Source organism: Methylobacterium sp. WL119, assembly GCF_008039875.1.
Classification (GTDB): domain Bacteria; phylum Pseudomonadota; class Alphaproteobacteria; order Rhizobiales; family Beijerinckiaceae; genus Methylobacterium.
Genome location: NZ_VRUU01000015.1, coordinates 22,826 through 36,711, shown reverse-complemented (window position 1 = coordinate 36,711; position 13,886 = coordinate 22,826). Strand labels below are relative to the sequence as shown.

The window sequence follows — 13,886 nt, the reverse complement described above, 5'->3', positions numbered from 1 at the left end:
CATGAACGAGATTCGACCCGGTCGCTCAGGGAGTTGCACCGCCATGGCACGCTACCGTTTCCATTGCACGAACGGCCTGGAATGCGTCGTCGACACGGTCGGCAAGGACATCCGCTTGCCGCACAGGCTGCCCGCCAAGGCGCGTGGTGTCGCCGAAGCCCTGATGGTCACGCTCGACGGGCAGACGGATTGGGCGGAGTGGCAGGTGAGCGTGCACGATCTGAAGGGACGCAAGGTGCTGGCGCTTCCCTTCCGGCCGCCCGGCGAACACCTCCGGCAGGACATCTGAGCTTACGGCATCGCCTCTCGCGCAAGCGGCCTTCGTCGGGCCGGGCGATGGATGCCACCGCGCACGGCGCCGTCGCATGGCGGCGCGAGGCGCGACGAGATCCCGAACGGAGTGACGCCATGACGAGCCTTCCCCAGCTTCCGCCCGAGGCGTTCCTCAAGCGGGACCAGGCGCCGGACGCCCTGTTCTACGCCCAGCCCCGGTTCGTCACCCACATCGACGACGCGGCGATCGCGGCCGTGACGGACCTCTACCGCGCCCTGCTCCCGGCCGGCGGCCACCTCCTCGACCTGATGTCGAGCTGGGTCAGCCACCTGCCTCCGGAGATGGCCTACGCCGCCGTGATCGGGCACGGCCTCAACGGGCGCGAGCTCGCGGCCAATCCCCGCCTGACGGCCTCGTTCGTGCAGGACCTCAACGGCGACCCGGCCCTGCCGCTGGAGGCGGGCAGCATCGACGCCGTCCTCGTCTGCGTCGGGGTGCAGTACCTGCAGGATCCGGTCGCCGTGCTGCGCGAGGCCGCGCGGGTGCTGCGCCCGGACGCACCCGTGATCATCACCTTCTCGAATCGCTGCTTCCCGACCAAGGCCGTGGCGATCTGGCAGGCCCTCGGCGGCGACGACCAGGCGCGGCTGATCGATCTCTATCTCCGCCAGGCCGGCTTCCCGACCGTCGAGACCCGTGTCGTCCTGCCGGAGGGGGCCCCGGGCGATCCGCTGCGCGCCGTGATCGGCCGGACCGCTCCGTAGAGCGCGGCGCGAGGATCGGGCTTCGGTCCCGCCCGCACGCTTCGGCGGCCCGTGCCGGGAGCGGTCGCGACGCCTTCAGACCCTGCGTCGACCGAAGGCTCGCAGGACGGCGGGAACGCCGCCGGCCGACAGGCTCGGAGCGCGTGCGCGCCGCCGATCCGCAGGATCGCAGAAATGCTGATGGCGGGCCTCAACCCGTTGTCGCGGCGGCGTTATCGCGGCCGGACCTCACCTGACGATCGACCACCAGGAAAGCCTGGTGGAGCTGAGCGGGATCGAACCGCTGACCTCCGCAGTGCGATTGCGGCGCTCTCCCATCTGAGCTACAGCCCCGTCCAAGGCGCCGGCCTTTTAGGCTTGCGCCGATCGAACTGTCAATTCCCGATTCCCGCCGCCGTCGCGTCGCCGTTCCGGCGTCCCGCGCGGGCGCACGAGGACACGTGTTTCGCGCATGAATTCCTTGATCTGGCTCTTCGACACCGTCGTCCAGCTCTTCATCTACGTCCTCATCGCCAGCGCGATCCTCAGCTGGCTCGTCGCCTTCAACGTGGTGAACGTGCGCAACCCGATCGTCTCGCAGATCGGCGAGGTGCTCTACCGGATCACCGAGCCGGTGCTGCGCCCGATCCGCAACCTGTTGCCGAACCTCGGCGGCGTCGACATCTCGCCGATCATCCTGATCCTGCTGCTGCTGTTCGTGAGCCGCCTGCTGCACGAGTTCGTGCCGGCCGACTCCTACGTCTACGCCCGCTGACGGCCGGTCCCGCGATCCTCAGGATCGTGGGACCCGCGCGCCGGCGGCCGACCCGCCGCACACCGTCCTCGAAACCGTCGCGCCCGGACGCGGAGATCCCCGAGCCCCATGAAGACCAATCCCGGCCGCTTCTTCGAGGATTACCGCCTCGGCGAGACCATCCGCCACGCCACGCCCCGCACGGTCACCACCGGCGACGTCGCGCTCTACACCGCCCTCTACGGCCCGCGCTTCGCGGTGCAGTCGTCGGACGCGTTCGCGCAAGGCATCGGCTACCCGCGCAGCCCGCTCGACGACCTGCTCACCTTCCACGTGGTGTTCGGCAAGACCGTGCCGGACATCTCGCTCAACGCGCTGGCCAACCTCGGCTACGCCGAGGGCGGGTTCCGCCGTCCGGTCTATCCGGGCGAGACCCTGTCCACCGTCTCCGAGGTGATCGGCCTCAAGGAGAGCTCGAACCGTCAGACCGGCGTCGTCTACGTGCGCTCGACCGGCTCGGACGCCAAGGGCGAGACCGTGCTGAGCTATTGCCGCTGGGTGCTGGTGCGCAAGCGCGACCCGCAAGCCGCGATCGCCGAGGAGCACGTGCCGAGCTTCGCCAAGGTGGTCGACCCGGCCGACCTCGCAGGCGCCCTGCCCCCGCTCGACGTCTCGGCCTACGATCTCGACCTCGCCGGCAGCCCGCATCGGTTCTCCGATTACGCGGTCGGCGAGAAGATCGACCACGTCGACGGCATGACCGTCGAGGAGGCCGAGCACCAGATCGCGACGCGCCTCTACCAGAACACGGCCAAAGTGCATTTCGACGCGCTGAGCTGCAAGGAGACCCGCTTCGGCCGGCGCCTGATCTACGGCGGCCACGTGATCTCGCTGGCCCGCGCCCTGAGCTTCAACGGGCTCGCCAACGCCTTCGCCATCGCGGGCATCAACGCCGGCCGGCACGTGGCGCCGCTGTTTGCCGGGGACACGGTCTACGCCTGGAGCGAGGTGCTCGACACGGCCGAGACCGGTCGCGGCGACGTCGGCCTGCTGCGGCTGCGCACGGTCGCCACCAAGAACCAGCCCTGCGCCGCGCATCCCGGCCGCGAGGGCGACGGCTACCACCCGAGCGTCATCCTCGACCTCGACTACTGGGCCTTCATGCCGAAGTGACGGCCCGCCCCGGGCGCGTCCCGCACCGGCTTCAGGCGCTGCGGGAGAAGGCTTTGGCGGGAACGGGCTCGGCGAGGCGACGTCCCAGGAGATCGCCCGGCACCGGCCGGCCGTAGCGGTACCCTTGCGCGTAGCGGCAGCCCATGCCCATCAGCGCCGCCTCCTGCTCCGGCGTCTCGATCCCCTCGGCGATGACGATCAGGTCGAGGCTGCGGCCGATGTCGAGCACCGCCTTCACGATGGTCGCGTCGTGGGCGTCGTGGAGCACGTCGCGGACGAAGCCGCGGTCGATCTTCAGCTTGGTGAGCGGGAAGCTCTTGAGGGTGGAGAGCGAGGCGTAGCCGGTGCCGAAATCGTCGAGCGCGATGCCGACGCCGAGGGCCCGCAGGCGCCGCAGCGGCTCCAGCGTGGCGGGTGCGTCGGCCAGCGCGATCATCTCCGTAACCTCCAGCTCCAGGATCTCCGGCGGCAGCCGGTGCCGCGCCAGGGCCTGGATCACCACCTCGGCCAGGGTGCCGGCGCGGATCTGCGCGTCGAACAGGTTCACCGCCACGCCGATCCGCGGCAGGCCGGCCTTGCGCCACGCGGCCGCCTGGTGGCAGGCCTCGTCGAGGCACCACTGGCCGAAGCGCGTCGCCAGGGTGCTCGCCTCGATCGCCGGCAGGAACTCGGCCGGCGCGAGCAGCCCGCGGGTCGGATGGTTCCAGCGAATCAGGGCCTCGACGCCGCGCAGGCGCCCGGTCGCGAGCTCGATCTGCGGCTGGTAGTGCAGGGCGACCTCGCCGGCGGCGAGGCCGTCGAGGAGCGCATCCTGCAGGTCGCGCCGGGTCTTGGCGGCATCCCGCATCGCGGGGGTGAAGGCGCGGTAGCCGCGCGGGCCCATGTGGCGGGCGCGCTCGAGGGCGAGGTCGGCCGCCGCCATCAGTTCGGCCGCGTCGGCCCCGTCGCGCGGCGCCTGCGCGGCGCCGATCCGCGCGCCGACATGCAGGACGTGGTGGCCGACGGTGACGGGCTCGGCGAGCGCGGCGAACAGGGCTTCGGCGCAGGCTTCGGTGCCGGCCTCGAGATCCGCCTCGCCGGGCGGCTCGGTCGCGGCCAGCAGCACGGCGAGCTCGTCCTCGCCGAGCCGGGCCAGGAGCGCCCCCGGCGGCAGGCGTCCGGCCAGCCGCACCACCAGCGCCTCCAGCAAGGCCGCGCCGATGCCCGAGCCGAACCCGTCGGTCACCGCCCGCAGGCCGTCGACCCCGAGGGTCAGCAGCCCGACCGGTCGGCGTGCGGCGAGGCGCGCATCGATCTCTCCGGACAGGCGGACCCGGTTCGGCAGGCCGGTGCCGGGGTCCTCGTGGGCGAGCCGGAGCAGGCGCGCGTTGCGGCGGCGGCGCTCCGAGATGTCGCGCATCACCGCGCCGACGCCCATCGCGGCGCCCTCCCCCCAGGCGCAGAGCGACAGCTCGATCGGCACCTCGCCGCCGTCGGCGCGCAGAGCCGTCACCTCGACGGAACGGCCGGAGAGCTTGGGCGGGCCGCCGGCGGTGAGCGCGCCCATGCCGGCGACGTGGTGCCCGCGCAGGCGCAGCGGCACGATCGAGGCCACGTCGCGCCCGGCCAGGGCACCGGCGGGGTAGCCGAGCAGCGTCTCGCAGGCGGGGTTGGCGAAGGTGATCCGGCCGGTCGCGTCGGTGGTGATGAGCGCCGAGCTCGTGGCGGCGACGAACCCTTCCGCGTCCCGCTGCGCCATCGTCCGCCGCCCCTGCGCCAGCACCGCGACGGCGAGGTCGGACAGCCGCGCCAGCCGCCGGCGCGTGCGGTCGGCCAGGGGCGGCCGCGGCGCCGGGTCGGCGACGCACAGCACCCCGAGGCAGGTGCCGTCGCGGTCGATCAGCGGCGCGCCGGCGAAGAAGCGGATCGCGCCGCCGCCGGCGGAGCCGGCACGGAACTGCGGATCGATCGCCGCGTCGGGGACGACGAGGACGTCGCCCCGGGCGATCGCACGGTCGCGGAAGGGCGCGAGCGCGTTCGCTTCCTCCGCTCGCGGCCCGATCGGCGCCCCGGCGCCGAGGATGGCGGCGATCGGCGCCTCGAGCAGGTCCGCGGCCAGGTCGATCAGGCCCTGCAGCGACGCCTCGACAGGCGCCGTCCGCGCGTCGCGCATCGCCGCTGAGCCTACTCGATCATCCGCCATGCGAAACCGTCCCGGACGCCCGATCGGGCGCGGACGGCAGGATTTCACGGCAAACGCTGTCAAAGACTTAAAATTACAATCTTGAATTGTAATTTTGTCGGTCGAGGCGACGGCTGCCCAGGCGAAGCCCTTCGTAACGGCGGGACGAAGACCGGCGCCCCATCCCGCCGCCATCAACCATCAGTTGCGAACGATCACCTTGGTGCCGACGCGGACGCGATCGTAGAGGTCGACCACGTCCTTGTTGGTCATCCGGATGCAGCCGGAAGAGACGGCGGCGCCCATGGTCTCGGGCTCGTTGGAGCCGTGGATGCGATAGAGCGAGGAGCCAAGATACATCGCCCGGGCCCCGAGCGGGTTGTCCTGGCCGCCGGCCATGAAGCGGGGCAGGTCCGGGCGGCGGGCGAGCATCTGCGACGGCGGCCGCCACGACGGCCATTCCTTCTTCATCGTGACGCTCTTCTCGCCTGACCACGAGAAGCCCTCGCGCCCGACGCCCACGCCGTAGCGCACCGCTTCGCCGCCGCCGAGCACGTAGTAGAGCCGGCGCTGGCTCGTCGAGACGACGATGGTGCCGGGCTTCTCCTTGCCCTTCCAGGCGATGGTCTCGCGCGGGATCGCCTGGGTGCGGAAGATGTTCATGAAGTCGGCGATCGGCCCGGCATCGAACGGGTTCGCGTGCGCCGCGCCGGCGCCGAGCGCGAGCCCGGCAGCGAGGCAGAGTGTGGCGATGCGGCGTGTCATGCTGGTCCTCCGGTGGTTCGTTCGATCCGCTGCCGAATAGGCGGGCATTGCGGCAAGCGGCGGACGTCGGATGCGTTGGGGGCCCGGAACGCGCCGCCTGTGGGATCGCCGCAACACTTCCTGCGGGCGGATCGCGGCTTGCCGACCCGGAAAGCCCTCCACCCGGTCGGAGGCGGAGGGCGATTGGTTCCCGGATTTCTCGCAAACCTTCTCGACAAGATGTCGCAGCCGGTTGTGCCGCGATGGGGCAGAGCCTTTATGGGAGCCGTGACATGCCCCTCTGAAATCGCTGCGCCGGCCCGCGTGGCCGCTCGTGCCACGATGCTGCGGGTGCTCGTCGCTCTCGTGGTCGGCGTGCTGCTGCTCGTCGTCGGTCTCCCTCGGGAGGCCGGTGCCACCGTCTCGGGGAGCGGCTCGACGCTGACGGCTCCCCGGTCGGTCCTGGCCGACGCCGCCGACGCTTCGGTCGACATGGTCGCGTCGCACGCGGTCGAGGCCGACGATTGGGCCGGACGCCCGGCCTCCGCCGATCCGCTGCCGCACCTCCTCCGATGCCTGTCCGGATCCGCCTTCGTTCCGCGCGGCCGCGCCGTCGTGCGCGCACGGGCTTCCGCACCGCCCGACCGCCCGCCCCGGCTCGCCTGAAGGGCCGACGGCGCGGACTTTCCGCCCGTCGTCGCGGGATCGCCAAGATGTCCTGCGAAAGCGGGGGGCTCGCGCTGTCCTCGCGGTTGCCCCGCCCCCTCGAGCGGGCGACCGTTGCCGAACGATCCGGCACCACGCGCCGCCGACACACACCGGACGGCCGAGCCTCGCCTCGGCCTTCCCCGAGATGCGTTTCGCAGGAGCGACCCGACCTTGACCTTCTCCCTGTCCGCCCGCCGGATGCGCCCTGCCTCGCTCGGTTTCGGGGTGTTTCTCGTCGCGCTCTCCGCCTGCAACCAGAAGCAGGCCTCGGCCCCGGTCCCGCCTCCGCCGCCGGAGGTCAGCATCGTCACGGTGGCGCCTCAGGCGATCCCCTACGTCCGCGACCTGCCCGGCCGCGTCGCGCCGATGCGGATCGCCGAGGTGCGGTCCCGCGTCTCCGGCCTCGTGGTGAAGCGGCTGTTCGAGCAGGGCAGCCAGGTCAAGGAGGGCGACGTCCTCTACAAGATCGACCCGGCACCGTATCAGGTCGATCTGATGAGCGCCGAGGCCGCGCTGGCGCGTCAGGAGGCGGCCCTGGTCCTCGCCAACCAGCAGGCCGAGCGCCTCGAGACGCTGCTCACCCGCCAGTCGGCGAGCCAGGCCCAGTACGACACCGCCTTCGCCGGCAAGAAGCAGGCGGAGGCCGAGGTCGCCGGCGCCCGGGCGACCCGCGACCGGGCCAAGCTCAACCTCGACTGGACGGATGTGCGCGCGCCGATCTCGGGCCGCATCGGCCGGGCGCTGCTCACCGAGGGCACCCTGATCGAATCCGGCACCACCGGCGTGCTCGCCACGATCCAGCAGCTCGACCCGATCTACGTCGACATCACCCAGTCGGTCGGCGAGCTGAACAAGCTCCGGCGCGATCTGGCCAGCGGCGAGCTCTCGCGGCTGGAGCGCGATTCCGCCAACGTCCACCTGATCATGGACGACGGCGCCCTCTACCCGATGGCGGGCCGGCTCCTGTTCTCGGACGTCACCGCCGACCCGAGCACCGGCCAGGTGACGCTGCGCGTGCAGATCCCCAACCCGCACGACGAGCTGTTCCCCGGCATGTACGTGCGCGCCCGGATCAAGCAGGGCATCGATTCCGATGCGATCGCGGTGCCGCAGCAGGCGATCCAGCGCACCAACGACGGCAAGGCCGAGGTCTGGGTCGTCAAGGCGGACGACAAGGTCATGCTCCAGCCGGTCGAGGTCGGCCCGGTGGTCGGCACCAACTGGCTGATCCGCGACGGCCTCAAGGCCGGCGAGCGGGTGGTGATCGAGGGCTTCCAGAAGATCGTCGCCGGCCAGCAGGTGAAGCCGGTGGACAAGACGCCGCCGCACGAGACCGCCGAGGCCATGCCGCACGACGTCGACGAGGTCGCCGAAGCCGAGGCCAAGGTCGCCGAAGCCAAGATGGCCGAGGCCAAGGCCGCCGAGGCCCGGGCCGCCGAAGCTAGGGCGAGCGCGGCGAAGGCCGGCGCGATCAAGGCTTCGGACGGCAAGGCTTCGGACGGCAAGGCTTCGGACGGCAAGGCCGAGGCCGCCGCCAAGACGCGCTGAGCAAGATGCGCTGATCACGACGCGCCGACGACCGACCACCCGACAGGCTGATCCGGAACATCCATGGCACGCTTCTTCATCGACCGGCCGGTCTTCGCCTGGGTCGTCGCGCTGTTCATCATCCTCGGCGGCGCGCTCGCGCTGCCGCTGCTGCCGGTGGCGCAGTATCCGGTGATCGCGCCGCCGGCGATCGCCCTGTCGACCGCCTATCCCGGCGCCTCGGTGGAGAGCCTCTACACCGGCACGACCCGGCTGATCGAGGACGAGCTGAACGGCGCGGCCAACATCATGAGCTTCGAGTCGACGAGCGACTCGTTCGGCGCGGTCAACATCACCGCGACCTTCCAGCCCGGCACCGACCCGGCGCTGGCCTCGGTCGAGGTGCAGAACCGCCTCAAGCGCGTCGAGGCGCGCCTCCCGGCCGAAGTCCGGCAGCAGGGCATCCTGGTCGAGGAGGCGTCGGCCGCCACTCTCAACATCATCACCCTGGTCTCGACCGACGGGAAGATGGACGAGATCGGGCTCGGCGACTTCCTCATCCGCAACGTCATCAACGAGATCCGCCGCATTCCCGGGGTCGGGCGCGCGACGCTGTACTCGACCGAGCGCAGCCTTCGCATCTGGGTCGACCCGGACAAGCTGCGCGGGCTCTCGCTCACCGCCGAGAACGTGACGGACGCGATCCGCAACCAGAACATTCAGGTGGCGTCCGGCGCCGTCGGCGCGCAGCCGAGCCCGTACAGCCAGGCGATCACCGCGCCGATCATCGTCAAGGGCCAGCTCGCCTCGGTCGACGACTTCGGCGCGATCGTGCTGCGCGCCAACTCGGACGGCTCGAACGTGCGCCTGCGCGACGTCGCGCGGATCGAGCTCGGCGGCGACGCCTACCAGTTCTCGACTCGCCTCAACGGCGGCCAGGCCGCGGGCATCTCGGTGACGCTGGCGCCCGACGGCAACGCCCTAGAGACGGCGGGCGCCATCCGCAAGAAGATGGAGGAGCTGTCGCAGTTCTTTCCGCCGGGCCTGAAGTGGGACATCCCCTACGACATCACCCCCGCGGTGAAGGCCTCGATCGAGAAGGTGCTGCACACCCTCGTCGAGGCGGTGGTGCTCGTCTTCGTGGTGATGTTTCTGTTCCTGCAGAACATCCGCTACACCCTGATCCCGACCATCGTCGTGCCGATCGCCCTGATGGGCACCTGCTGCACGATGCTGCTCGCGGGCTTCTCCATCAACGTGCTGACGATGTTCGGCATGGTGCTGGCCATCGGCATCCTCGTCGACGACGCCATCGTCGTGGTCGAGAACGTCGAGCGCATCATGACCGAGGAGGGCCTGTCGCCGAAGGACGCGACCAAGAAGGCGATGGACCAGATCACCGGGGCGATCATCGGCATCACCCTGGTGCTGATCGCGGTGTTCATCCCGATGGCGTTCTTTCCCGGCTCGGTCGGCATCATCTACCGCCAGTTCTCGATCGCGATGGTGACCTCGATCGCGTTCTCGGCGGTGCTCGCGCTCTCGCTCACCCCCGCCCTGTGCGCGACGCTGCTGAAGCCGGTCGCGAAGGGCCATGGCCATTCCAAGGGCGGCGTGTTCGGCTGGTTCAACCGCATCGTCGACCGCGAGACCAAGCGCTACGGCCGCGGCACCGCGTGGTTCATCAAGAAGTCCGGCCGGGTGATGATCGTCTACCTCGCGCTCGTCGCCGGCGTCGCCTTCGCCTTCGCGCGCCTGCCCGAGGGCTTCCTGCCGCTGGAGGACCAGGGCTTCTTCACCGTCGACATCCAGACCCCGCCCGGCGCCTCGTTCAACCGGACGCAGGCCGCCGTGCGCAAGGTCGAGGAGCATCTGCTGGCCCAGCCCGGCGTCGCCACGGTGACGATGCTGAACGGCTTCTCGTTCTCCGGCCAGGGCTCGAACACCAGCCAGGCCTTCGTGACGCTGAAGCCCTGGGGCGAGCGCGACGCGGCGAACGCGGCCTCGGCGCTCGTGGCCGGAACCAACAAGGCGCTCTCCGGCTATCGCGACGCGATCGTCGACGCGCAGGAGCCGCCGCCGGTGGACAACCTCGGCAACGCCGCCGGCTTCTCGTTCCGCCTCCAGGACCGGGCGCAGAAGGGCTACTCGGCGCTGCTCGCCGCGCAGGAACAGCTCCTGAAGCTCGCCATGCAGAGCCCGGTGCTGCAGAAGATGAAGATCGAGGGCCTGCCGCCGGCGCCCGAGGCCGAGCTCGTCATCGACCGCGAGAAGGCCGCCGCGCTCGGGGTGAAGTTCGAGGACATCAACGCGACGATCCAGGTCAACCTCGGCTCGGTCTACACCAACGACTTCCCGAACCGGGGCAAGATGCAGCGCGTGATCGTCCAGTCGGAGGATCTCCAGCGGATGCAGGCGACCGACATCCTGAACTACGGGGTGAAGAACGCCTCCGGCACGATGGTGCCGATGTCCTCCTTCGCCGACCTGAAATGGAGCGTCGGGCCGCAGCAGATCGTCGGCTTCAACGGCTACCAGTCGGTCCGCATCACCGGCGAGCCCAACGCCGGCTACACGTCGGGCGACGCGATCGCCGAGATGGAGCGGCTGATGGGCCAGCTGCCCAAGGGCTTCGGCTACACCTGGACCGGCCAGTCGCTGCAGGAGAAGCAGGCCGGGTCCCAGGCCTCGCTGCTGCTCGCGCTCTCGGTGCTGATCGTGTTCCTGTGCTTGGCCGCGCTCTACGAGAGCTGGGCGATCCCGGTCTCGGTGCTGCTGGTGATCCCGCTCGGCGTCATCGGCTCGGTGGCGGCGGTTTACCTGCGCGGCCTGCCCAACGACGTCTACTTCAAGATCGGGCTAATCACGATCATCGGCCTGTCGGCCAAGAACGCGATCCTGATCGTGGAGTTCGCCAAGGACTTGTGGAAGCCGGGCACCTCGATCGTCGACGCGACGATCGAGGCGGCGACGCTGCGGTTCCGCCCGATCGTGATGACCTCGCTCGCCTTCATCTTCGGCGTGGTGCCGCTCGCCATCGCCACCGGCGCCGCCTCGAAGAGCCAGCAGGCGATCGGCACCGGCGTGATGGGCGGCATGATCTCGGCGACCATCCTGGCGGTGTTCTTCGTGCCGGTGTTCTTCGTGGTCGTGATGCGGCTCTTCCGCCGCAAGGACGTGCTCGCCGGCGAGAAGGCCGATGCCGCGACCCCGGCGGTGCGGGCGCCGGGCGGGCACGGCGTGCCGGCGGAGTAGCGCCGGACGGCATTCGGGCGCAGGCCCGATCGCCGTGCACTGGTCGCCGCGGGTACGTTGTTGATCGCGTGCCGCGCAGCACCGGGCGAGGACAATCCTCGTGGACGCTGTCGTAAGATCTCGGTAAGAATTGTGCCGAGGCAGGCAGCGTCGTCCGCGCTGCCGCCGCCATCCGCCAGGGAGTGCGCGATGTCGATCGGAGCCGGTGGAATCCTCAGGGCGACCCTGATGCTGAGCCTGGCGCTCGGCACGACGGCCGCCTGCGCGCAGACCGCCCCCAACGGCGCCTGGACCGATCCGCCGGCGCGCAGCACCACGCCCGCCGCGCCGCCGGCCGCGGCAATCCCCGCCGCTCCGGTGACGGAGCCGACAGCGAGCGCGAGCCGATCGGCGGACGAACGAGCCGCGTCGAGCCGGTCGGAGACGGCGGGCAAGGCCACGGCACCGGCGTCCTCGCCGGCCCGCCAGGCGGCCGTGCCGGTGCGCAAGCGGGTGCGCGAGGTCCGGCGCACGCATCCGCAGGTGATCGCCGCGACACCACGTGCTCGGATCGCGACCCCGCGCGTCGTCGAGCGTCGCGAGGCGGCGCGGCCGGTGATGCGCCGGGTCGCCGCGCGGGCCTACACGCCCCGGACGTTTTCAGCGCCGCCCTACCCGTACGCTCCGCTGCCGGTCGGGCGGGTGGTGGGCCCGGGCGATGGCGAGCGCAACCCGATCTTCGCCGAGGGCGACGACCGGATGCGCCGCATCGCGGCGGCGCAGGCCGCCGGCTACCTCGTCGTGCGTTCCCGCTCGGTGCAGTATCCGGATGGGCGGATGGTGCGCAGCTACCGGCCCTACGACGACGATGACGGGCTGGACTAGCGTGCGGGCGCCCTCGTTCGATCACGAGGGCGCCGAGGATCCGCGTACAACCGCGCCGTGCTCGCGCAGTCCTCGAAGCCGGCCGCTGGGCTCAGCGGATGCGGCCGGGGCGGGTCGGCTCGAACACGATGCGGCGGTGGAAGGCGCACCAACTCTTCCCCTCGGCGACCGGAGCGCCGCAGCACATCGCGCGATCGTTCGGCTCGCCGATGATGAACTTGCACACGAAGGCGCCCGACTGCGCGAACGGCACGCGCAACTCGGCGGACGGCTCGGTGATGGTCTCTGCTTCGCCGATCTGGGACATGCGGACGAGTTGGTTCATCGCACTAAAGCTCGCGGAATCTCATGCTGGCGCCGACGGCCGCCCGGCAGGGGGGTGGTGAGAGAACGCCGCACCGTATCGAGCGATCCCGCAACGCACGATGCTCCGTGCCTTCGAGACGTTCGGTCCATACGGGTCCGGCGAAAATGCCGGCGCGACAGTGTCATGGTGTTGTTATAACTGGTCTTGTTCTCCGCGGAAACAAGACCGCCCCGCGCATCTTGCAACCGCGCACAGCCTTCAGGGTCTGACGCGGACGTAAGCCGGCGGCACCGGCGCGACACGATGTCTTGCCCTGCAGCATGGAGCATCGGCACGGGATCCGCGACGGTTGCGGCGGATCGGCGACGCCCGGGCCGGCTTCCCGACGAAGCCCGCCCTCGCGACCGCGCACCGTTCGGCGGGGAGTGCATCCGTCTCCACCCTGTGATTGAGTGGCGCCGACATCGCCCGCAACGACTTCCCGGACGCATCATGGCCGACACCGCGCTCGTCTCGACCGAATGGCTGCACCAGCGCCTGGATGCGCCCGACATCGTGGTGCTCGACGCCTCCTGGTACCTGCCCGCCGCCGGGCGCGACCCGGAGGCGGAGTATCGCGCCGCCCACATTCCGGGCGCGGTCCGCTTCGACATCGACGCGATGAGCGACACCGAATCCGGCCTGCCGCACATGATGCCGCGCCCGGAGGTGTTCGCCTCGCGGATGCGGGCGCTCGGCATCGGCGACGGGCTGCACATCGTCGTCTACGATGGGCACGGCCTGTTCTCGGCGCCGCGCGTGTGGTGGATGCTGCGCACCTTCGGCGTCCGCGACGTCTGCGTGCTCGACGGCGGCCTGCCGGCCTGGGTCGCGGCCGGCTACCCGACCGAGGAGGGCGAGCCGCGGGTCCGCGACCGGCGCCATTTCACCGCCCGGCTCGACCACGGCGCCGTCGCCGACGCGGCCGACGTCGCCCGCGCGCTGGCCGGCGGCACCGCGCAGGTGGTCGATGCCCGCTCCGCGCCCCGCTTCCGCGGCGAGGAGCCGGAGCCCCGCCCCGGCGTCCGCCCCGGCCACATGCCCGGCGCCCGAAACTTGCACTACGCCGCGCTGCTGACCGACGGGCACCTCAAGGCGCCGGACGCGCTCCGCGCGGTCTTCGCCGAGAACGGCGTCGACCCCGACCGGCCGATCGTCACCACCTGCGGCTCAGGCGTCACCGCGGCGATCGTCGCCTTGGCGCTGGACCGCCTCGGCCGCCCAGCCCGCGCGCTCTACGACGGGTCGTGGTCCGAGTGGGGGGGCGATCCGAGCCGTCCCGTCGCGACGGGCCCGGCCTGACCGACACCGGCGTCATCCGCGCGTCATCGAGCGCG

Annotated in this window: 12 protein-coding genes and 1 tRNA gene; 9 read left to right on the top strand and 4 right to left on the bottom strand. The window is 71.1% G+C overall.

All coding sequences use genetic code 11. The features are described from left to right. Nucleotides 1–43: 43 nt before the first annotated feature. Together FV227_RS08705 and FV227_RS08700 are read left to right on the top strand one after the other, a co-directional pair. Nucleotides 44–289, top strand: coding sequence for a hypothetical protein (locus tag FV227_RS08705; protein WP_147728866.1), 246 nt, complete (start codon nucleotides 44–46; stop codon nucleotides 287–289). A gap of 119 nt (nucleotides 290–408) precedes the next feature. Continuing rightward, nucleotides 409–1,038 (top strand): methyltransferase domain-containing protein, encoded by a 630-nt coding sequence (locus FV227_RS08700; protein WP_147728865.1) that lies wholly within the window; start codon nucleotides 409–411, stop codon nucleotides 1,036–1,038. Between the two features lie 257 nt (nucleotides 1,039–1,295). On the opposite strand, the gene FV227_RS08695 is transcribed toward FV227_RS08700, so the two are convergent. Beyond that, nucleotides 1,296–1,371: transfer RNA gene (locus FV227_RS08695), tRNA-Ala, on the bottom strand. A gap of 118 nt (nucleotides 1,372–1,489) precedes the next feature. Between FV227_RS08695 and FV227_RS08690 the strand changes: the two genes are divergently transcribed. Beyond that, nucleotides 1,490–1,792: a YggT family protein gene (locus FV227_RS08690; RefSeq protein WP_147728864.1), complete on the top strand. Its 303-nt coding sequence runs from the start codon at nucleotides 1,490–1,492 to the stop codon at nucleotides 1,790–1,792. A 108-nt stretch (nucleotides 1,793–1,900) separates the two neighbouring features. Next, nucleotides 1,901–2,944: a MaoC family dehydratase gene (locus FV227_RS08685; RefSeq protein ID WP_147728863.1), complete on the top strand. Its 1,044-nt coding sequence runs from the start codon at nucleotides 1,901–1,903 to the stop codon at nucleotides 2,942–2,944. A gap of 31 nt (nucleotides 2,945–2,975) precedes the next feature. Here the strand turns inward: FV227_RS08685 and FV227_RS08680 are convergent, their stop codons facing one another. Further along, the gene (locus tag FV227_RS08680; protein WP_187274729.1) at nucleotides 2,976–5,096 is read right to left on the bottom strand and encodes an EAL domain-containing protein; all 2,121 of its coding nucleotides are present in this window, start codon (nucleotides 5,094–5,096) and stop codon (nucleotides 2,976–2,978) included. A gap of 210 nt (nucleotides 5,097–5,306) precedes the next feature. Next, nucleotides 5,307–5,870: a L,D-transpeptidase gene (locus FV227_RS08675; RefSeq protein ID WP_147728073.1), complete on the bottom strand. Its 564-nt coding sequence runs from the start codon at nucleotides 5,868–5,870 to the stop codon at nucleotides 5,307–5,309. 330 nt (nucleotides 5,871–6,200) lie between these two features. On the opposite strand from FV227_RS08675, the gene FV227_RS08670 reads away from it, so the two are divergent. From FV227_RS08670 to FV227_RS08655, 4 genes are all read left to right on the top strand, one after another. Further along, nucleotides 6,201–6,515 carry a hypothetical protein gene (locus FV227_RS08670; protein WP_147728074.1) on the top strand — a complete coding sequence of 105 codons (315 nt, stop codon included), beginning with the start codon at nucleotides 6,201–6,203 and terminating at the stop codon, nucleotides 6,513–6,515. Nucleotides 6,516–6,755: 240 nt separating this feature from the next. After that, nucleotides 6,756–8,105 (top strand): efflux RND transporter periplasmic adaptor subunit, encoded by a 1,350-nt coding sequence (locus tag FV227_RS08665; protein WP_147728076.1) that lies wholly within the window; start codon nucleotides 6,756–6,758, stop codon nucleotides 8,103–8,105. 63 nt (nucleotides 8,106–8,168) lie between these two features. Further along, nucleotides 8,169–11,339: a multidrug efflux RND transporter permease subunit gene (locus FV227_RS08660; RefSeq protein WP_147728075.1), complete on the top strand. Its 3,171-nt coding sequence runs from the start codon at nucleotides 8,169–8,171 to the stop codon at nucleotides 11,337–11,339. Between the two features lie 189 nt (nucleotides 11,340–11,528). Beyond that, nucleotides 11,529–12,203 (top strand): hypothetical protein, encoded by a 675-nt coding sequence (locus FV227_RS08655; RefSeq protein WP_147858741.1) that lies wholly within the window; start codon nucleotides 11,529–11,531, stop codon nucleotides 12,201–12,203. A 91-nt stretch (nucleotides 12,204–12,294) separates the two neighbouring features. On the opposite strand, the gene FV227_RS08650 is transcribed toward FV227_RS08655, so the two are convergent. Then, nucleotides 12,295–12,528, bottom strand: a complete 234-nt coding sequence (locus tag FV227_RS08650; RefSeq protein ID WP_147729797.1) for a hypothetical protein — start codon at nucleotides 12,526–12,528, stop codon at nucleotides 12,295–12,297. A gap of 474 nt (nucleotides 12,529–13,002) precedes the next feature. Between FV227_RS08650 and sseA the strand changes: the two genes are divergently transcribed. Continuing rightward, on the top strand, nucleotides 13,003–13,851 hold the full coding sequence (gene sseA / locus FV227_RS08645; RefSeq protein ID WP_147858740.1) for a 3-mercaptopyruvate sulfurtransferase: 849 nt from the start codon (nucleotides 13,003–13,005) through the stop codon (nucleotides 13,849–13,851). Nucleotides 13,852–13,886: the final 35 nt, after the last annotated feature.